This window comes from Tenacibaculum sp. ZH5_bin.1, from assembly GCF_042865525.1.
GTDB classification, from domain to species: domain Bacteria; phylum Bacteroidota; class Bacteroidia; order Flavobacteriales; family Flavobacteriaceae; genus Polaribacter; species Polaribacter mesophilus.
The window spans coordinates 31,761-52,698 of record NZ_JBEGIO010000001.1 but is presented as its reverse complement, the minus strand read 5'-3'; the positions used below and the strand labels follow the sequence as shown (position 1 = coordinate 52,698).

Genomic DNA, 20,938 nt, shown 5'->3' with positions numbered 1-20,938 from the left:
ATAGTACGTGTTTATTTATTAACACAGCCAAAACATAATACGTATGGAAACGACTAACCTGAAACTAAGAGAAATTACAACTGAATATAGTAAGTTTAATGCTAATCAAGTGTTAACAGAAACACAACTCAATACATTTATCGACTATTTTGAAGATCAAAACCGTTTGTCGAGATTAGGTTTAAGTGGTGTTGGAATAGCCTGTGGGTTTCAGGTAACTCCAAAATTTACTATAGATAAAACAGCGGTGTCGAGTATTGAAATCACTCAAGGAGTAGCAGTAACTACTGATGGAGATTTAATTCAGTTTTTTGATTTAATAAAAGAAAACATAAAATCAAAAAAGTTTTCATTCTACAAAAAATTTGAGGATACCGACGGCAAATACGAGCGTTTTAGAAATACTCAAAAAAAGCAATATAATTTATGGGAATTACATAGTGAAGAAAATGAGTCGCATACCCCTTTAATTGAGTTTCCAGAGATACAAAAAATGGCTGTTTTATTGTATCTCGAACAATATCCAAACGAAGATGTATTATGTAATAAACTAACATGTGATAATCAAGGTATCGAGCAGATTAATAAGCTACGAGTATTACTTATAAGTATTGAAGACTTAGAAGCTATTGCATCAAAAGACACTATTTTTTTAAAACACAATTGGTATAAAATTAATGATGAGTTACCTGTTGTAAAAGCAAAAAGAGTGGTGTTAAATGAGAAAAACACCAAAACATTTTCAGAATTAAAAGCTCAGTTTGATAGTGTAATTAAAGACAAAAGTATAAGTGTAGATTTAATTGATGGTTTTGATACGATATTCTCAAAATTTCAAAAATCATCAATAACTACTAAAATAAAAGCATTATTTAATTATAGTCCGTTTGCTATTCCATTAGATTTTCAATACAGGTACGATGTTATCAAAGATTTGGTAGATACGTATAATGAAATTAAAGAACTTTTACTTCATATTAATGTAAACTGTTGTCCAAATATAGGAGCTTTTCCAAAGCATGTAATGTTAGGAAAGTTGGAAAAAGAAACAGCATATCCAGAATTACGTCACCGATTTTATAAATCAACTATTGTAGGTCATGAAAATGAAAACCTTCAAAAAATACAGTTGTTAATTAATAGAGCAATTGCTATTTCGAGTAATTATATAGGAAAAACAAAATCAGAAGATGTGGTAATAACCCCATCAAAAGCATATACTCCTTTAAGCGACAAAGCAATTCCTTTTTATTACAACGTTTCTTCACAGTTTTTAAAGAATTGGGATTTTAACAAAACAAAAAACTATAGAGACAACCAAAATTTAAGCTATCAAAAAGAGAATCTTAAAAAATCAGAAGCAATTCAAAACCCATTATCATACAACATTGATAACAATGATTTTTATAGAATTGAAGGGCATCAAGGAAAAATGTATCGCGAAGCACTAGCGAAAATTTTGGACGATAAAAAAAAATACGGATTAAATTTTGATGTAAAAACACTTTCCATTAACACTACGAAACAAAACATCAATATTAATAATTACGAATGTGAGTTTGAAGATTTAAAAATGTTGTTAAACGCATGGAGAGCAGAACAGAATTGCATTTTATCAGAAGTAAGTAAAACTTTTTCAGCATTCAAATTAACTAATCCAAAAGTTAATACAGTAGTAGATAGTGTAGTTAATTATAAAGACAAAATAAGTGTTTTAGAAAAAGAACCTATAAAAGAAAAAACTCCATTAGTAAAAGAATACATCAGTAGAATGGATTTGCTTTCTAAAGAGGTAAGTACTAAGGAAGATTTTGCGTATAAGTATAATATTGGAACCAAAGAATATAATAAGTTTTTGGAGAAAGAAAATATTGTAAAAGAAAACTTAACGAAAGAGGAAGACTCAATAGGCTATTTAATAGATCGTGTAATAGGTAAAAATAAAGAAGGATCCGCGAGCGATATTATTGTTGAATTGAATAAAGAAACCGAGGCTATAAAAGAAAAAGAAGTTTGGAAAGAAGAACCAACACTTAGTGATTTTATATTAACAGACCTTACAGAAACCTTAGTTCATACGTATATTTTAGACACAAAAATACCATTAAACATAAGAGATATAGATAGTCTTGTGCTAACAAGTTATAAACTAACAATAACAGAGCTTTGTAAGAAAGTAAAAAACCTACAAGCAAAGTACAACAGTACCTCATTGGAAGTTTCAACCAAACAAATTTTAGGTTTATTAATTAACCAATTATCTATTGTTTGTTGTTCAGGAAAAAAGTTAGAAACACTACTTTTAGAAATAGAAAAAAGAAAGAAAAAGATTCTAGAAAGAATACAACTTTCAGAATTTGTAAAACAACATCCAGGTCTTGAACATAAAGCAGGAGTTATTCCAGGAGGAACTTTTGTAATGGTATACGTTACCGAAAATGCAACAGATAAAAACACGTTTGATGATGTAGTGCTAAACATCGTATTTAAAAATCAACCAGTAACTTCAGATAAAGAATTAGACATTACAAATAAGTTTATAAACTCGAAAGATTTAGCTATCAGTAAAGATGAGATTAGTTATAAAAATGGAGGAATAATAAAGCTATGGGATAAAAGTTCAACTATAGAGTTTTCATTTGTAGATGCGAATTATTTCAAAACACCACACACAAAATATATTAGCAACAATATTGTGCTTGTAGGCGAAACATTAGCAGAAACAGTTAGTAATTTTTCAGCTTTTTTAAATGGAATTTGGATTCAAACAGGAATGTCTAAAACTTTAAAAGCTGAAGAAACAGTTATAAACGAAGACGGTTCTGTAGGAATGCGTATTATTATTAAAGACCATTTGGTACCTAAAGATGAATATTTTTTACAGGTATATAACCCTGTTGTTTTAGAAACTAACAAAAAATTATATTTCGAAGAAAATACTGTAATTAAAGAAAATGAAACACTGAAAAATACAGTAGTAGCAGATTTTTCGCTACCGTATATGTGTTGTTCAGATTGTGCTCCAGTGAATTTCATAATTCCTAAAGAACCACCATTTTTAAGCTTGCCAGTAAGTACTATTTGTTTGAAAAAAGATATAGAAATTGACTCTTTACTATTTACTGTAAGACCATTAGATGGAGAAGTAAAAGCAAATGTGCCTGAAGGTGTGGAGTCAGGAGTTTATTTAGATGAAGAAGATAAAAGATGGAAAATTGATGTAACTAAAATAGATAAAAGTTTATTAGGTAAACCAATTAAATTTATGGTTAATGATGAGCCTACAGATTGTGAACTTATTGTATATCCAGCATTAGAGTTATTAGTTGAAGTAGAACAACCTATTGAATATAATGAGAATAAATCGAAAGCAAGAGTAACCTATGTGTTACATTGGAAAGACACTGATTTTGTAAATGCTAATTTCTTTAATAACATCAAGTACTCTTGGGACTTTATGGGAGATGGTACCAGAGTGGAACGTACACCTATAAATAATAAAGTTTTTCAAAATTATGGATTGCCAATTGATGATATAAACAATGAGATACACCCAGGATTGAAAATTTCATTAGGACCATGTTCGAAAGAAATATCTATAAATCCAATAAAATTTGATACACTAACACCATCTGAATTAGCTATTCAACCATCATATTGTATCGATTTTACTAAAGAAAAAACAGCAAGAATTCCATTTACGAATGTTAATGGAACAATAACCATTGCAGATGGAGCCATAAATGGAGTAACGATTGAAAACAATGAACTAGTTGTTGATGTAGCAGTTTTTGAAAATTATGGTCAAATAATTGAGTTTTTAGAAGATGGGCAAACAACCAATGCAAGAATCACGATTCATGAAGTTAAGCAAATAAGTATTTCAGAAAGAAGTGAATCGAGATTTATATGGAAAGATGGACAATTATTTTATGAAGCAGTTTTCGAAGCTATCCTTCCAGAAGGAGTAAAACCAGAAGGGTTAAAATTCAATTGGAGTGTAAATGGTATTGAGTCGGGAGCTGAACTTTTTAATCCTAAATTATTAGTTAAAGAAGGAATAGAAAATACATATACAGTAACACTTACAATTACTGATGGTAATGGCTGTTTCTCAACTGCAAAGTTTACAAAGACTATTGCATTTCCAGAGTTTACAATAAACATACCAACCACTTTTTGTTTAAGTGATAAAGAGCCTTATCCTGTTGCAGTAAGACCAAAAATTGAAGGAGTACAACTTACAGGTGGAAATGTAAAGTTTAATGAAGAAATAAAATCATGGGAGTTTGTACCAGCTAATTCTGGACTAACTAATTCAGGAACTGTAAGTATTGGTATTGTAGGAACATTTGTAACACAAACAATTAACCTTACAGCAACACCACAAGCAAGTTTTACACATAGTTTTGATTCAAAAACTAGAATAGTATCATTAACAAATACTTCAGAAAAGGGAGACGAGTATGTTTGGGTAATTAATGGAGTTGAAAGAGAACCTCAAATAAAAAGAACAACAATAACAGAAGACCTGAGCAACTTTGATGGAGATTCAGTAAAAGTCTCTTTAACGGTAGCAAGTAAGTGCGGAGAGCATACAACAACAGAAGTTATAGAAATAAAAAAAATACAAGATAAAACCTGTGAGGAAATAACAAAAGGAGCAATTGACAATTACTATAAATCGAATAAATTTAGTATGAATGATGGAATTGTTGGAAGTAAGGTTAACATGACTGTAGTAGTTCCTACAAATGATATATATATAAAAATAATAGACGATAAAAGCAATTCTTATTTAACTGGAAAAAACAACAATCAATTAACTGAACTATTTTTAGATTTATTAAATAATACGTGGATGCTTTCTTTACAGAACGCTGATAATAGAGCGTTACTTGTAAAATATTATAAAGCACAGGTAAGATTATTCTTTAATATTCTTCATTGTCAAAAGCAAACAGTTTTAGAGTCAGATGAAATCAAACAAGACCTCCTAGATTTGTTAATTGAAATTAACACAGGGTTTACGGAAGGACAAATAAAAAAAGAAGAAGCTTTATTAGAGTTTTTAAGAAAATGTTCAGTAGAAATTCAAGCCGAATACATATCTAAGTTTATAAAAGAAAACTTAATACAAACCGCATAATGGCTGCCCTAGAACATACCATACAAAAAGCATTTGTTGAGGTAAATACGAAAAGTAAAAAAGTAGCAGAAGAGTGTAAAAATACTATCGAAAACTTTTTACAGAAAGAAGTATTTCCAGAAATAGAAAAATATTTTAACTCTCAAGAAATCGAGTATGAAGCAAACATTCAACAAATAGAAAATTTAAATATTGAAGTTAATATATCTAATAGCAATGCATCTATAAACGATAGCAGTACAAAGAGAGAAATAAAAGAACAACTTATAACAAAGCTAAAAGCAATTTTTAAAGCACCAGAGTTGCATAAATTAACTATAAAAAAGGTTACTACAACAGAATCTAAATTAGATACTTTTTTTCACTTTTTGCAATACGGTACAACAGCTTGGTGGAATCAAAAAGAAGAGAAAAGTTTTACAAAAAAGATGTTGTTTGAAATAACAGAAAGTCAATTTTTTGAAGAACGTTTTTTAAAGTCATTAAGAGATCAAGTTCAACAGAATAGATTAATTCAACAGTTTAAGACTGACGAGTTACAAATATTATTTCTAAGTATTTTTAATAAACCCAAAGAGTATGAATCATTTCTAGCAACCATTAAAAAATTTGATTTTACAAACTGTAAGATAAAAAACAGCGTATGGGAGTTTTTTATTAAAGCAACAATTAATAATGATTTTTCAAGAATAGTAGATGAAATTCTAGAAGAAATAATAATATTAAAAAGAACAACATTTCTAAAGGATTATACAGAAGAGTTAATGTTTTTTTTAGGAGAATTGATTTTGGAAAGCACAATATTTAAAAATCAAATTAATGTCAAAAAACTAAAAGAGCTTGGGATTAAAATTGATAAAAATAAACTTAAAAATGTTGATAAAAAACATCAAAAGCTAAAAGAAGGAAATATAGAAGTTTCTGAAGGGTTTGATAAAAATCATAAAAAAGATAAAGAAGTAAATACCATTCAATCAAATAAAATAGACTTTGAAGTTACCAACCATGGTCAAGATATAATTAAGGAAGAAAATCTAGAGAAGAATAAAATTGTAGATGAAAAATTAACATTTAAAAATAAAGAAATAAACAGTCTTAAATTACCTATTTCAGTTGAAGAAAAAGAGAATAAAAACAAAAAAGAAACCTTAAAGAAGCAAACATCATCAAAAGAGAAAAGTAAAGAAGTAAAAGAAGAATTAAGAATAAAAATGCAAGCGAAAAGTAAGAATCTTTATGAAAATAAAGAAGTAAACTTAAAAACGGAGAAAATTACTGAAGACCGAAAGAGAGCTGAATATAAAAGGAGACATCAAGAAGCATTAAAAAATACTTTTCTAAGAAAAAAAGAAGTTATAAGCGAGCCTAAATCACATCTTATAAAAAATGCGGGATTAATTTTATTACACCCTTTTTTAAAACAGTTTTTTAATACATGTGGTTTTCTAGACAATGAGAACAAAATTATCAAACCCAATGAAGCAGTTCACTTGCTACATTATGTAGCAACTAAAAAAGAACAACAGTTTGAAAACAATTTAATTTTCGAAAAATTTTTGTGCAACCTACCCATACAAAGTTCTATTGAAAGAAATGTAGTACTGAGTGATGAACTTAAAGAAAAATCAGAGGAATTGTTAAGAGCAGTACTTCAAAATTGGGCGGTTTTAAAAAACTCTTCAAACGACCTATTGCGTAATGAGTATTTACAAAGAGAAGGAAAACTAGATTTAACCAAGGACAATCCTACGCTAACAGTTGAAAGAAAAACACAAGATATTTTAATAGATACCAAATTACCATGGAATTTAAGCTTATGTAAACTTCCTTGGATGAAGGAATTAATCTTTACGAATTGGTAAAATATAACTAAAACTTTAAAAGTCATGTTTAAAAGAGATAAAAAACCAGAAGCTAATAACGTTCAAGCAAAAGATAAAAAAAAGGATTTGTTTATTCAGCCGAAGCTAGCATTTGGAAGAAAAGGAGATCAATATGAAGTTGAAGCAGATAATATGGCTGATAAAGTTGTAGGAAATAATAATGAAGCTAATTCAATACAAAAAAAAGAAAATGAAGAAGAAATACAGCAAAAACCATTGGCTTCTGAAGTAACACCTTTAGTACAAAAAATGGAAACTGCTGAAGATGAGCAACCTGTACAAAGTAAACAAGAAGAGGAGTCAATTCAGAAGAAGGAAGAGAAAGAAACAATACAATCCAAATGTGACGATTGTGAAAAAGAAGAAAAAGTACAAAAGCAAGAAGAAGAGGAAGCGGTGCAGTCAAAATCAGAAAATAACGCTTCAGCATCTAATCAACCTTCTTTTGAAAGTAAATTAAAAGGAGGAAACGGAGGTAAAAAAATGGATGGGCAAACCAAAAGTGAAATGGAATCAGGTTTTGGAGCTGATTTTAGTCATGTAAACATTCACAACGATTCAGAAGCCGCTCAAATGAGTCAAGAAATAGGTGCGCAGGCATTTACACACGGAAATAATATTTATTTTAATGAAGGAAAATACAATCCAAATTCCAAAGAAGGAAAACATTTGTTAGCGCATGAGTTAACACATACAATTCAGCAAAAAGGAATGGTACAAAAAAAAGTACAAAAGCAATCAGGAGGATCAGGAGGGTTTGACAGTACCATATCTATTAGACATAGATATTTAAAGTCGCGAGAATTTCAAGTGTCAAATGGTAATGTGACTTTGACAAGTAATGCACAATGGGATAGAGGAACAGATAATTGTGGTTCAGGAAATTACTGGGTCATTTTACATGAAAAAGGAATAATATATGATTCCAGTTATGATGAAAAAACATTTTCTGTAACTCGATCAAATACAGGTAATTGGAGCGGTTTGCCAGATGGGACTTACTATATTACATTTCATGTTCCCAGTACTAATCCACATTGTGTTTTACAAGGGGATGTAAGTGTAAGAACATAAAAAATAATGTTACCTAAAAATTTAAAGATACAAACTAGATAAGAACAATGTTTTCACCAAAAACCCAACATACCACAAAACCAATTTCTTCAAAACCAAATGGAGGAGGAAGCTTTATTCAACCTAAATTAAATATTGGGAAACCAGGTGATAAATATGAGGTAGAGGCAGATAGAGCTGCGGATAAAATAGTAGCGAAAGGAAAAGAAACCCCAAACTCTTTTTTCGCACCAACAGTTCAAAAGAAAAATGAAGAAGAGATTCAAAAACAAGAATCTAACGAACAAGAAGTTCAGCAAAAACCTTTGGTTGATTCTATAAGTCCAGTAGTTCAATTAGCCTCAGAAAATAATCTTCAAAAGGAAGAGGAGGAAGTTCAAAAATCAGAAGATGAAAATACTCAACAAGTAACAGAAGAAAATCTACAAGCCAAAGAAGATAACACTACATCATTTAGCAATGAGTTAATTCAACAAAAACCAGAAGAAGAAATCCAAGAAAAAGAAGAGGAGGAGGTTCAAGAAAAAGAGGAAGAAGAAGTTCAGCAATTACAAATGGCTGGAGGAGACGATAATTCCTCGCTAGAAGGTGATTTGAGTAGCTCAAAGGGAGGGGGAAGTTCACTACCTTCAAATACTCAAAATGAAATGGAGTCAGGTTTTGGAGCTGATTTTAGCGGTGTACGAATTCATAACGATAGTAATGCTGTACAGATGAATAAAAAATTAGGTTCTCAAGCATTTACCAATGGAAATGACATCTATTTTAATGAAGGAAAATACAATCCTTCATCAGAATCAGGAAAACATTTGTTAGCGCATGAGTTAACACATACCGTACAACAAGGAGCTTCACCAGCAGTTAACAATGTTCAAAAATCGGAAGGAGGAACCGATACGGTAACTTTAGTTGCCCCCACACAATCTCTAGATATTACTAATGGATTACAGCTATCTGATGATTGGTTAGCTTATATTGAGCAAGAATCAAGAACAACTAACTTTGATGTAAATGTTAAAATAGGGGCACAATTCGAAGGAACAATTAAAATTCGAAAATTAGGAAGACCAGCAGAAGGGCAAACTCAAAAATTTGAGCTCTCAAGAAATGGAGGAAATAAACATTTAGATGTCCGTGGAATGTCATTTTTAAATCCGTTAAGAGATGCTGGTGTATTTCCTGTATTAGTATTAAATAGCTTTGGAGAAGAACAAAGTACTACAGGCTTTTTAAGTATTCGAACAGGAGAGAACGTTTTTACTAGAGATGCACTAGGAATTATCCATAAAATTAATGAAAATCTTGAAGCAATGAGTTTCTTAGGGTTGAGTCCTATAGAAGTTGCAGAAGGCTTAGAGAACAGATTTGAAAACGGTGGGTTAAACTTTAGAGCGAATAATTTATCAGCAAATATAGATGGCTATATAGAAGCAATAGGTAGTTTAGGAATTACAGATTCTAATTTAAGTTTTGAGCTTAATTCTACAGTAGATATTGCTGGTTTAGCCTCTGGAGAATTTAATGTAGCAAGAGGAGCTGATGGAAAGTTAAGTGGACAAGCAAATATTGCTGCTGATATTGCTAACATAAGTGCATCGTTAACCGTTGAGTACGATGATGGGGCAGTGACTATTCAAGGTACAGGTAGAATGAATTCAGAAAAGTTTTCTGGTGAAATAACTTTATTAGTTACTGATGCAACACGTTCTCGTCAAATGATGCATGCAGCATTAGGGGTAGAAAGTATGAATCAAGAAGCTGAAGCTCCTGCTCAAGAACAAGTAGCAGTTCCAAAAACTAAAAGTAATCAAGTATTAGCAGGTTGGGGGGAAGTACAAGCAACTATAACCCCTTGGCTACAAGGAACTGCTAAAATAGGAATTGATCACTTAGGCCATGTAACTATTGTTGGTGAGGTCGTTGTAACAGAAGATATTGAGTTGATGGAGCAACGAGGGAAAAAGGTGGATATTTTTGAAGTAGAAATACGAGCGGGATATGGTATTCCACTGGTAGGACAAGTATTCTTATTCGCAAGTATTGGTATGTTTGCCAACGCAGGTTTTGGACCTTTGGTTTTAAAAGATGTAGGTTTTACAGGAACCTATTCTACAGATCCATCTGTTTTACAGAATTTTAGTATTACAGGAACTTTAGGAATCAATGCTTTTGCGGTATTAGGGTTAGAAGCCGAAGCAGGAGTAGGTGTTACTTTAATAGGACACGATGTAAAAGCAGGAGTTAATGTTACTGCAGCTGCAGGGTTGAGAGCGTATGCAGAAGCTACACCAACTTTTGAGTATAAAGAAGAACACTCACCAGAAGGAGGGAAAATTGGAGAGTCAAGATTAAAAGGACATTTTGAAGCAGCAGCTCAATTATTCTTACAATTATCTGGAGCCTTATTTTATGAACTAGACAGCCCATGGTGGTCACCTGCACCAGATGGGAGAGAAGAATACCCATTAGGAGAAGTGCAATATCCAATAGGTGATAGTTTAGGAATAGGAGCAGATGTAGATTGGTTAGTAGGAGGAGAAGAACTACCAGAATTAACCATGTCACCTGTTGAGTTTGATCCAGATAAATTTACAGCAGATGTGATGGCTGATCCGCCTCCACGAAGTATGGGAGACAGTGAATCGAGTCCTGAAGGAGAATGGCAAGGAGAAAACGCAAATAGTAATCAAACAGAAAACCCTGAAATAACAGGAGAAGGAGAAGGGTTGCCACCTGGTAGAAGAGAAGAAGATTTAAGTAATCTTTCAGAAGAGCAAAAATACATGCGTGCTTTAGATGAGTTATCTCAAATGGAGAATGCAAATCCTAAGCCTACTATTGGAGTAGTAGAAGATAAAATTAATACGGTAAAACGCAGGTATGGAATTCGCAAAATTCAAACAAGAAATGAAGAAGCAGAAAGTGTAGCTGTTTATGTAGAACATGGAGAAGAAAATAACAGCAGGCATTTATTGCAAATACCGTTAATGAGTGAGGCTGAAAGACAGCGTTTAATTGATGCTGCAAAAGAAGAATTACAAAGGAATTCTAGAAGAGCAGCAGATGAAGAAGGAAAGATATCAAGAGCAGAGGCTGAAGAAGTTTTAAATACTATTGAAAATAATCATGATGTAATTTTAGAAGCTCAAGTTTTAGATGGGCAAAATACATGGGATTATTTGATTGATACGGGAGGTCGTGACCAAACTGAAGGAGGAAATCTTAAGAAAGAAACTGAGGTTGAAGAAGCAACAAATGAGAATAATCTTGAAAACTTATCACAGATAGCAGTTCCATTTACTGAAACTGATGGAGATAATCATACTCTTAGGTTTGCTGTAGAAGGAGGAGCTGCAGATTTAATGGTACATAGTACTCCAAAGGATATTTTTAAGTATTTAAATTCTGACGAAGTCGATCAGTCCGATAGATTGGTGCAAGATGCTAGAAGACTTGCAACAGAAATTAAGACAATGGCAAATAATGCTGCAGATACTGAAGGGCTTGTTACTAATTTAAATAGTAAAATGAGAGAGCTAAGTGAGATGATGTCTGAAATTAGATCAGACTTTAGAAGGTTCTTACCCAGAAATCCAGTTTATAACTATACTCCTCAAAATAATATGGCATATATAGCCGAAGCTGATATGTTGTCTGCTAATAGGTCTGGAGGTACTCCTCCAGGAGGTTCTTACGTTGCAGGTTGGCAAGCTATTCAACAAGGCTTAACTACAGGAGGAGGTCATTGGAAGCGTTTACATCTTATTAATCAGGGATTTGGAGGTTTTGGTGTTCCAGAAAACTTAACACCTGGTACACAAAGTGATAATAGTGAATATGAAAAATTTGATGGACCAGTAAAAGAACGAGTTGGTAGTAGACCAAACGATGAATCAGCTCAAGGAGTTGTAAAAATAAAAGCAACAGTCACCTACTATTCAGGAGAGTTTCCAACCAATCAACAAGCACCAAAACAAGGAAGAGGAGTTGATCAATTTGCTGATGATGGTAGAGTTAAGAAAGATAATTATGCGGATAATATAAAATTTGAAGCATGGGAATACAGCTATAACAAGGGAGCTAATAGCTGGACACTAGGAGGTAAATTTGTTGATGATAATTTAGGGATAGACCTTCCTGATTGGAATTTGGTAAGTCCACCAACAATTGGAGCAGCAACAAAGAGTGAATATACAAGGGCTTATAATAATTTATCCGTAAGAGATAAGTTTAGAGTAGATTCGGTAACTTCAGTAAGTTTTGACAACTTATTATCTCCAACTATATTAGAATTTATTAGAGGGAAATCTTTTGGGAACTCTGTAAGTTTTAGGGGGCAAATGGATTTAGAAATAGACCCTTCTACATCATCAAAAAGAAGACGACAACAAACTATTGATAAATTAGAATCATTCAGAGACATTATCCCAGTAATGGTAAATGCAAATGCATTGAAATTTTAAACCAATAAAATAAAGCGTTGTAAACCTTCATAAATAACATTTTATTAAAACTAATAGATGATAAATTTAATTGATAAAATAAAAACACTAGAAAAAACATTCATAAAAAATGCAATTATATTTAATATAAAGAAGAGAGAGCCATTAGGAGAAAAAAAAGTAATTACATTATCTAAAGAATATAATTTACCTGATGAACTTGTTCAGTTTTATCTAGCATATAACGGGTTATTTATAACATGGTTTTCGGATCGAGATATATTGTGCACAGGAAGAATGTTTATTCCAGATTTAGAGTCATTAAAAAAATATTTTATAAATTCTTCTAAAACAGATTTAAAATCATTTTCAATATTTATTAAAAAAGGATACATCCCACTTGATGTAGATGCCATCAATGGTTATGTTACTTTTGTCAAGGTAGAAGAAAACGCATACACTCTTATCAGAGTAGATATATATCACAGTGAAATTGAATTAGGAATCTCTATTATAAAATATCTTGAAATTGGTATTATGTCAGGAGGTTTATATCACTGGCAAAATTATATTTCGGAAAACACGTATAATCATTTTAAGAAATATAGCTACGACGGTTTTGTGGAAATAATAGCAGATAAATTAGAAGTTAAATCTTTAGATTACTTCCACACTAAATTTATTAATAGGGATTTTACTTTTTCTAAAAGAAAATCAATAAAATTGAATTTACCAGAAAATTCTCAAATTAAAAAGAGAAAAGAAAATTTTGGATGCTCAAATGTAGAGGTTAGGAAAGCTGAAATGAGCATTCAAAATAAACTTCCTAGTTCATTCGTAAGTTGGGCATATAACATTAATGGTTTAGAGATAAACTGGAATTTCGATAACTCTTTCGCAAATTTTAAAGTAATTGGAATTGAGAAAATTTTTGGAGGTGTAAACCATGGAGAATTAAAAAAATGGAAAAACAGTTATGCAACTTACCTAGGTTTAGATGATTCTCACGAAAAAAAATATGGTTCTTTTTATCCTTTCATTTTCGAAGAATCTGGACACACTGTATTTAAAATAGAAAATGATGAGGTGCTACTTTATTTTATAAAAGACTTAGAGCCCATAAAAATCAATCTTACTTTCAATCAATTCATAAATAAGTTATATGAATGCGGGGGAATATCAGGATGGCAAAACCTCTTTATCAAGCAATATTCTAAAGAAAACCCTGAGATAAAAAGTTTGCTAAAAAACATGAAAATTTGTTTTCCAGATATAGATATAAAAAAATTTATCGGAAGCATGTAAGTTTTGTAACATAAATTATTGCAAGTATGGATACATTAGTAAATAACATAGATACAAAAACAGGTTTGCAGGAAGTCGTTTCTTTTTTAAGAGAGATGATTAACGCTAGATTGTCTATAGAATTTCATGGGAATAATTTTTTAGAACTGGATATAAATTTTGAAAAGAGTAACTCTACCATAGCCTCGTTTATAAAAACTAATAAATTGAGTTATGTAGATAAAGTACTATTGTTCTTAAGTATAATACCGAATATTTCACCAAATTTCTTTAGTACAATTATTTCTGATTTTTTACCCAATGGAGGAGAGCTTCCTGAGTTTGGAGGTGTAAAAGGAAAAAACCATAGAGGAATTATTCCAACAGGAGAAACAGCTTTATATATTCTGGCAGGAAATGACATAGAAGATCGTAAGCAAATATCAAATTTTATACTTTGCGACAGTAAACTCATAAAAAACTCTATTATTGAGATAGAAAAAGTGCCTTATGGAGAACCACAAATGAGTGGGAAAATAACTCTTACTCAAGAATACGTGCATTTATTTTTAACAGGTAAACAACTAAAACCGCAGCTAAGTCAAGATTTTCCAGCAAGCTTAATAACCACAGGTTTAGAATGGGACGATTTGGTATTACAAGAAAAAACGCTGAATGATGTTAAAGAGATAGAAAATTGGTTAGCCTATAAAGAAGTATTAATGAACGACTGGGGTATGGCTTCAAAAATAAAACCAGGATATCGTGTGTTATTTTGTGGACTCCCAGGAACTGGAAAGACATTAACAGCTGGTCTGTTAGGAAAGTATACAGGGAAGGATGTGTATCGAGTAGATTTATCTATGGTTGTATCAAAATATATAGGAGAAACAGAGAAAAACCTTTCTAAGCTCTTTGATAAATCGATTAATAAAGATTGGATTTTATTTTTTGACGAAGCCGATTCTATTTTCGGAAAACGAACAAACGTTCGTGATGCACACGATAAATATGCGAACCAAGAGGTGTCATATTTACTACAACGTATAGAAGCACATCCGGGTCTTATAATTTTAGCGTCTAACTTTAAGAATAATATTGATACAGCATTTACACGTCGTTTCAATAATATTATAGAATTTGAAACACCAAACTATGATGAGAGACTAGCTTTATGGAAAAATAATTTACCTAATAAGGTTGAGCTTGAAGAATTAATTACTGTAGAAGAATTGGCTAAAAAATTCAACCTTACAGGAGCCAATATCGTAAATGTAATTCAATATGCGTGTTTAAAGACTATCGGTAGTAAAGAAAATAAAATTTTAAGGCAATATTTATTAGAAGGAGTAAAAAGAGAATACACAAAAGAAGGAAAAACAATTAATATCAAACTTTAAAAAGAGCAGTAATGAGAACAATCAATCAAATAAATGGTATCCCCTTACATTATGCTAGGTTAACAAATCATCCTTATGGAACTAGGGGAGAACAACGTAATTTTTTAGTTGATAAAGACTTCTTAAGTATTCTAGAAAATGCACTTCAAGAGGTTTTTGAACATTGTCCTTTAGGAGTTCCTGAAGTAATTACAACAGCAGGAATTTTTGTAGACAAACCAGGACAGCATAGTCACGGAAAAGCATTTGATTTAGATGCTGTTTTTTGGAGCAATGAAACTCTAGTTACAACCAATTTTATTCATCAAAAAGAGTTGTATTTAGGCATGGAATCTTTTTTAAGAAAACACTTTGGTATTGTATTAAATTATTACTACCCAAATCATAAAGATCATTGGCATGTTGATACGAGTGTACCTGTTGATTATAATCAAACATCAAAATCAGAAACACTGTATTTACAATTAGTTTTAAAGTATATATATAAAGAAGAAATTTTGGTAGACGGTATTTGGGGACGCCAAACTTCAGGAGTAGTCAAAGAAGTTTTTGAAAGATTAGGAATCAATACACCTATAACTACAAAAGCAAACTATATAAAGTTTTTAGATATAACAGGAAAAATTGCATTTAAGTTATATGAAGAAAATACTTCTCCTAAACACTTGTTAAGTAACTTAACAGAAGTAATTGAAAATTTACCACAACAAAACAAAACAGCAGTTCGAGAAGCACTCAATAGTTTTTTAAATCACGAAGAAACAGCAACATGGTTGGGCGATTTTGAAGAAAATCATAATTTGGATGCTATTATAGAAGAAATTACAGACTAAAGCTTTATTTGGTAAACTGATTTTTAAACCAAACCTTTTTCCAAACTCTTTTTAAAATCAAAAAAGTAAGACATTCGGTGTATACATTAATATCTGTTGACTCGATATTTTGTGTGTCTTTTTCAGAAACATCTATACGGTATAAAAGATTTGTATAAGAATTAAAATCATGTAAAATTAATTCCTTTACTGATTTTTGAAGTTGCTCTTTTAACTCAGAAGGGGTGCTATTTGCAGAAAAATCTAAATCAAATCCAGTTAGACTAAAATCTTTGTTAAGTTGAACTATGAGTTGTTTATATAACTTTTGGTTAGCTACATTTGTTAATAGGTCGATACTGTTTTGATAACTAGGTAGCATTTTGGTTATTAATTCAACTTATAATTTATAAACTGTTCGTCTAATGCTTTTAAAAACTCACTAGACACTTTAATTTTAGTTGTTCTACTAGGTAAGTTTAACTCTATTTTTTCTTCGGCATCCCAAATGGTAAAATACAAACTTTGTGAGCCTTTGTTAGTAGCAAACAAGTGTTGTAGTTCTTTTATAGTGTTGTCTTTTACTTCTTGTAGAGGAATTTTTATGGTGAGTTTTTTACACATTTTATCCATAATATCGTGTAATAGTAAAAACTCATTAAATCCAACTCTAGGTTCACCTTTCACACCTTCTTTATTAGTCCAACCAGGTTTGATCGTAGTTTTGATATATAGGAATGAATTTGGAACCAAAAAGTGTTTAAACTTTAAATAATCTTCACCAAAAATTCGGAATTCAAAACTATCGTTATAATCTTCCATTGTAAAAGCAGCCCATCCTTTACCTGCTTTTGATACACGATGCTGTACATCAGTAACGATTCCAGCAAAAGAAAGTCCTAAACCTTCATATTGAGCGATGTTTTTAAAATGTGCTAGAGAAGCGTTGCAAAACTTTAGTTCATTTTTAAAATCATCAAGTGGGTGTGCAGAAATATACATTCCTACTACTTCTTTTTCACGAGCTAATAATTCCATAGTTCCCCAAGTTTCACATTCAGGAATTAAAGGTTCAGGTAAATCAACATCCGAAGCTTCTCCAAATAAAGATACCTGAGATGAATTCTGATTTTCTTGAAACTTATTTCCAAAGCGAATAGCCTTTTCTAAAAAAGTTTGTCCTTTTTCATCTTTCACATAATACTGAGCTCTGTGAGTATTTGTGAAGGAATCAAAACCACCAGCTAATACTAAACCTTCAAAAGCTTTTTTGTTAGCAACACGTAAATCAACACGTTTGGCTACATCAAAAATAGAAGTGTAATGTCCATTTTCTTTACGTTCATCAATAATTGCTTTTACAGCAGAACCACCAACACCTTTAATTGCCGCCATACCAAAACGAACAGCGCCATCTTTATTTACAGAAAATTTAGCATACGATTCATTTACATCTGGACCCAATACCTCTAACCCCATGCGTTTACATTCCTCCATAAAAAACGAAACCGTTTTAATGTCGTTCATGTTGTTGGAAAGTACTGCTGCCATGTATTCAGCAGGGTAGTGGGCCTTTAAATAAGCGGTTTGATAAGCAATCCAAGCATAACAAGTAGAGTGCGATTTGTTAAAAGCATAAGATGCGAAAGCTTCCCAGTCCTTCCAGATTTTCTCTAGGGCTTTTTCATCATGACCATTGGCCTTTGCTTGATTCACAAACTTAGGTTTCATTTTCGCTAGTACCGCAGCTTGCTTTTTACCCATTGCTTTACGAAGTACATCGGCTTCACCTTTGGTAAAATCAGCTAACTTTTGCGAAAGTAACATTACTTGCTCCTGATATACTGTAATTCCGTAGGTTTCTGCTAAATATTCTTCCATTGCAGGAAGGTCGTACTGAATTTCCTCGTCCCCATGTTTTCTTCTAATAAAAGAAGGAATATATTCTAAAGGACCAGGACGATACAAGGCGTTCATTGCAATTAAGTCAGCAAAAACCGTAGGTTTTAACTCACGCATGTACTTTTGCATCCCAGGAGATTCGTATTGGAATATACCTACGGTTTCTCCACGTTGGAAAAGTGCATAAGTTTCTTTATCATCAATAGGGAAGTTCTCAGGGTCAAGTTCTACCCCATGGCGTGCTTTTACAATTTTTACTGTATCCTTGATTAGGGTTAATGTTTTTAACCCCAAAAAATCCATTTTTAATAATCCTGCACTTTCTACTACTGAGTTGTCAAACTGAGTAACATACATGTCGGAATCTTTTGCAACAGATACCGGTACGAATTTGGTAATATCATCAGGAGTGATAATCACCCCACAAGCGTGAATTCCAGTATTACGAACTGAACCTTCTAAAATTCTAGCTTTGTTAATGGTTTCTGCTTCCAGACCATTACCATTGGCAATAGCTTTTAGCTCATTTACCATTTCTATTTCTTCAGAACGAAGTTTTTCTTTTAATCCTTTCTCATCTAAAGAAAAGATTTTTTTCAATTTCATTCCTGGAATTAACTTGGCAATTCTATCGGCTTCAAATAGAGGTAAGTCAAGTACACGAGCGGTATCACGTACAGATGATTTAGCTGCCATGGTACCATAGGTAATAATTTGTGCTACTTGGTTAGCACCATATTTTTCAATTACATAATCCATTACGCGGCTACGACCTTCATCGTCAAAGTCGATATCAATATCGGGCATCGATACACGTTCAGGGTTTAAGAAACGCTCAAAAAGTAAGTCGTACTGGATAGGATCTATATTAGTAATCCACAAGCAATAAGCAACTACCGAACCAGCTGCAGAACCACGTCCTGGACCTACTGATACATCCATGTTTCGTGCTTCTCGAATAAAATCTTCTACAATCAAGAAATATCCAGGGTACCCTGTTTTAGCAATTACATCAAGCTCAAAATCTAAACGTTCTCGGATTTTATCGGTAATTTCTCCATAACGTTTTTTGGCTCCTTCATAGGTTAAATGACGTAAAAAATTATTTTCACCTCTTTTTCCTCCATCTTCAAGATCTTTTTCATCTCTAAACTCCTCTGGAATATCAAAAGCAGGTAATAATACATCACGAGCTAAACCAAAAGGTTCTATTTTATCTACAATTTCTTGAATGTTAATAATAGCCTCAGGTAAATCAGCAAAGAGTTTTTTCATCTCTTCAGTAGATTTAAAGTAGTATTCGTCGTTAGGTAAACCATAACGATAGCCTCTTCCTCGACCTTTAGGAGTAGCTTGTTTTTCACCATCTTTTACACACAATAAAATATCGTGAGCATTGGCGTCTTCTTTATCTAAGTAAAAAGTATTGTTCGTAGCAACAATTTTAATATCATGCTTTTTAGAGAATGAAAGTAGAGTTTCGTTCACAACTCTTTCATCTTCTTGTCCGTGACGCATCAATTCGATATATAAATCTTCTCCGAATTGTTCTTTCCACCAAAGTAAAGCTTCTTCTGCTTGAGCTTCACCTACATTTAATATTTTACTAGGAACTTCACCATATAAATTTCCTGTTAATACAATTACATCTTCTTTGTATTGCTCAATAACTTTTTTGTCGATTCTTGGAACATAGTAAAAACCATCCACGAAAGCAATGGAAGACATTTTTGCTAAATTGTGGTATCCCTTTTTATTTTTAGCAAGTAAAACGACTTGATATCCATTGTCTTTTTGACTTTTATTGGTATGGTCTTCACAAACATTAAACTCACAACCTACGATAGGTTTTAAAACACTTTGTGTAGGTTCTTCTCCTTTTTCTAAGGCTTCTTTATTAGCCGCTTCAGCAGCTTTGTTATGTCCTATAACAGCTTGTACAAAATGGAATGCAGCCATCATGTTACCCGTATCGGTCATGGCAACTGCAGACATATTATCTTTAGCAGCGGCATTTACTATGTTACCAATTTGAATGGTAGATTGTAAAACAGAATACTGTGTATGGTTATGTAAATGAGCAAATTTAACACCTTCAAGTTCTGCTAATCCTTCTGCGGTAGAAATTGTATTAGCTTCTTCAGTTTCAGATGACTTTCTTTTGCGAATTTTTTCACTTTCCTTTTTAAGGTTTAAGTGCTTAAGTCCGATTACCTGTATTGGGTTCGGATTTGCTTCTGTATAACGTTGAAAATAATCAGAAGGAACGTCTAACTGTTCTTCTGTGTACTGACGTAAACGAATTAATTCTAAGAAACATCTTGTAGTTGCTTCTACATCGGCAGTAGCGTTATGTGCTTCTCCAAAACCTGTTCCGAATAAATGATTGTGTAATTCGGTAAGAGTTGGAAGTTTAAACTTTCCTCCACGACCACCAGGAATTTGACATAATTGTGCCGTATGCTCGGTACAAGTATCCAAAACAGGTAATTCTGTTAAATTGTTTTCAACACCTAAACGATGAAACTCACACCCCATAATGTTGACATCAAAACCAACATTTTGACCAACAATAAACTTCGTTTTTTGTAATGCCTTGTTGAATAGTTCTAACCCTTCACTCAATTGAATTCCTTGTTCGATAGCTAAATCAGTAGAAATTCCGTGAATACGTTCTGCATCGTACGGAATATTGAACCCGTCAGGTTGTATTAAGAAGTCATTGTGTTCAATTAAATTTCCTAATTCATCATGTAATTGCCACGCAATTTGTATGGCTCTAGGCCAGTTGTCGGTATCGGTTATTGGAGCATTCCAGCTTTTTGGTAATCCAGTAGTTTCGGTATCGAAAATTAAATACATGGGCAAAATTACTTATTGAAGTGTTTTGGATAAAACAAAGTGTAAAAATACGAAGAATTTACATTGTTATTAAGAGAAGTTATTAACGAGTGTTTTTACTTAATGTAAAGGCTTGAATAGCTGATTGTAA

9 protein-coding genes are annotated in these 20,938 nt (G+C 32.1%); 7 read left to right on the top strand and 2 right to left on the bottom strand.

Features of this window, described 5'->3' with window-relative positions:
• The first annotated feature begins 43 nt into the window (after positions 1-43).
• From ABHQ57_RS00190 to ABHQ57_RS00160, 7 genes are read left to right on the top strand one after another with little or no spacing between them, the layout of a single operon-like run.
• On the top strand, positions 44-5,149 hold the full coding sequence (locus ABHQ57_RS00190) for a hypothetical protein (RefSeq protein WP_167712433.1): 5,106 nt from the start codon (positions 44-46) through the stop codon (positions 5,147-5,149).
• On the top strand, positions 5,149-7,011 hold the full coding sequence (locus tag ABHQ57_RS00185) for a contractile injection system tape measure protein (RefSeq protein ID WP_167712432.1): 1,863 nt from the start codon (positions 5,149-5,151) through the stop codon (positions 7,009-7,011). The genes ABHQ57_RS00190 and ABHQ57_RS00185 overlap by 1 nt, the downstream gene beginning before the upstream one ends.
• 24 nt (positions 7,012-7,035) lie before the next feature.
• Entirely contained in the window at positions 7,036-8,106 is a 1,071-nt protein-coding gene (locus ABHQ57_RS00180; protein WP_167712431.1) for a DUF4157 domain-containing protein, read from the top strand.
• A 47-nt stretch (positions 8,107-8,153) separates the two neighbouring features.
• Positions 8,154-12,569: a DUF4157 domain-containing protein gene (locus ABHQ57_RS00175; RefSeq protein ID WP_167712430.1), complete on the top strand. Its 4,416-nt coding sequence runs from the start codon at positions 8,154-8,156 to the stop codon at positions 12,567-12,569.
• 57 nt (positions 12,570-12,626) lie between these two features.
• Positions 12,627-13,853, top strand: coding sequence for a hypothetical protein (locus tag ABHQ57_RS00170; RefSeq protein WP_167712429.1), 1,227 nt, complete (start codon positions 12,627-12,629; stop codon positions 13,851-13,853).
• A 26-nt stretch (positions 13,854-13,879) separates the two neighbouring features.
• Positions 13,880-15,232, top strand: coding sequence for an ATP-binding protein (locus tag ABHQ57_RS00165; RefSeq protein WP_231128358.1), 1,353 nt, complete (start codon positions 13,880-13,882; stop codon positions 15,230-15,232).
• Positions 15,233-15,243: 11 nt separating this feature from the next.
• Positions 15,244-16,065: a hypothetical protein gene (locus tag ABHQ57_RS00160; protein ID WP_159489029.1), complete on the top strand. Its 822-nt coding sequence runs from the start codon at positions 15,244-15,246 to the stop codon at positions 16,063-16,065.
• Positions 16,066-16,069: 4 nt separating this feature from the next.
• Here ABHQ57_RS00160 and ABHQ57_RS00155 read toward each other — a convergent pair whose 3' ends face one another.
• Positions 16,070-16,426 carry a hypothetical protein gene (locus ABHQ57_RS00155; protein WP_047790294.1) on the bottom strand — a complete coding sequence of 119 codons (357 nt, stop codon included), beginning with the start codon at positions 16,424-16,426 and terminating at the stop codon, positions 16,070-16,072.
• Between the two features lie 8 nt (positions 16,427-16,434).
• A complete protein-coding gene (gene dnaE / locus ABHQ57_RS00150; protein ID WP_167712428.1) occupies positions 16,435-20,808 on the bottom strand; it encodes a DNA polymerase III subunit alpha in 4,374 nt (1,457 codons plus the stop codon).
• Between the last annotated feature and the right edge of the window lie 130 nt (positions 20,809-20,938).

Bases quoted from the DNA above. Each gene is read 5' to 3' on its own strand.
- ABHQ57_RS00165 (WP_231128358.1), top strand. From the start codon at position 13,880: ATGGATACATTAGTAAATAACATAGATACAAAAACAGGTTTGCAGGAA.
- ABHQ57_RS00155 (WP_047790294.1), bottom strand. From the start codon at position 16,426: ATGCTACCTAGTTATCAAAACAGTATCGACCTATTAACAAATGTAGCT.
- ABHQ57_RS00180 (WP_167712431.1), top strand. From the start codon at position 7,036: ATGTTTAAAAGAGATAAAAAACCAGAAGCTAATAACGTTCAAGCAAAA.
- ABHQ57_RS00170 (WP_167712429.1), top strand. From the start codon at position 12,627: ATGATAAATTTAATTGATAAAATAAAAACACTAGAAAAAACATTCATA.
- dnaE (WP_167712428.1), bottom strand. From the start codon at position 20,808: ATGTATTTAATTTTCGATACCGAAACTACTGGATTACCAAAAAGCTGG.
- ABHQ57_RS00160 (WP_159489029.1), top strand. From the start codon at position 15,244: ATGAGAACAATCAATCAAATAAATGGTATCCCCTTACATTATGCTAGG.
- ABHQ57_RS00185 (WP_167712432.1), top strand. From the start codon at position 5,149: ATGGCTGCCCTAGAACATACCATACAAAAAGCATTTGTTGAGGTAAAT.
- ABHQ57_RS00190 (WP_167712433.1), top strand. From the start codon at position 44: ATGGAAACGACTAACCTGAAACTAAGAGAAATTACAACTGAATATAGT.
- ABHQ57_RS00175 (WP_167712430.1), top strand. From the start codon at position 8,154: ATGTTTTCACCAAAAACCCAACATACCACAAAACCAATTTCTTCAAAA.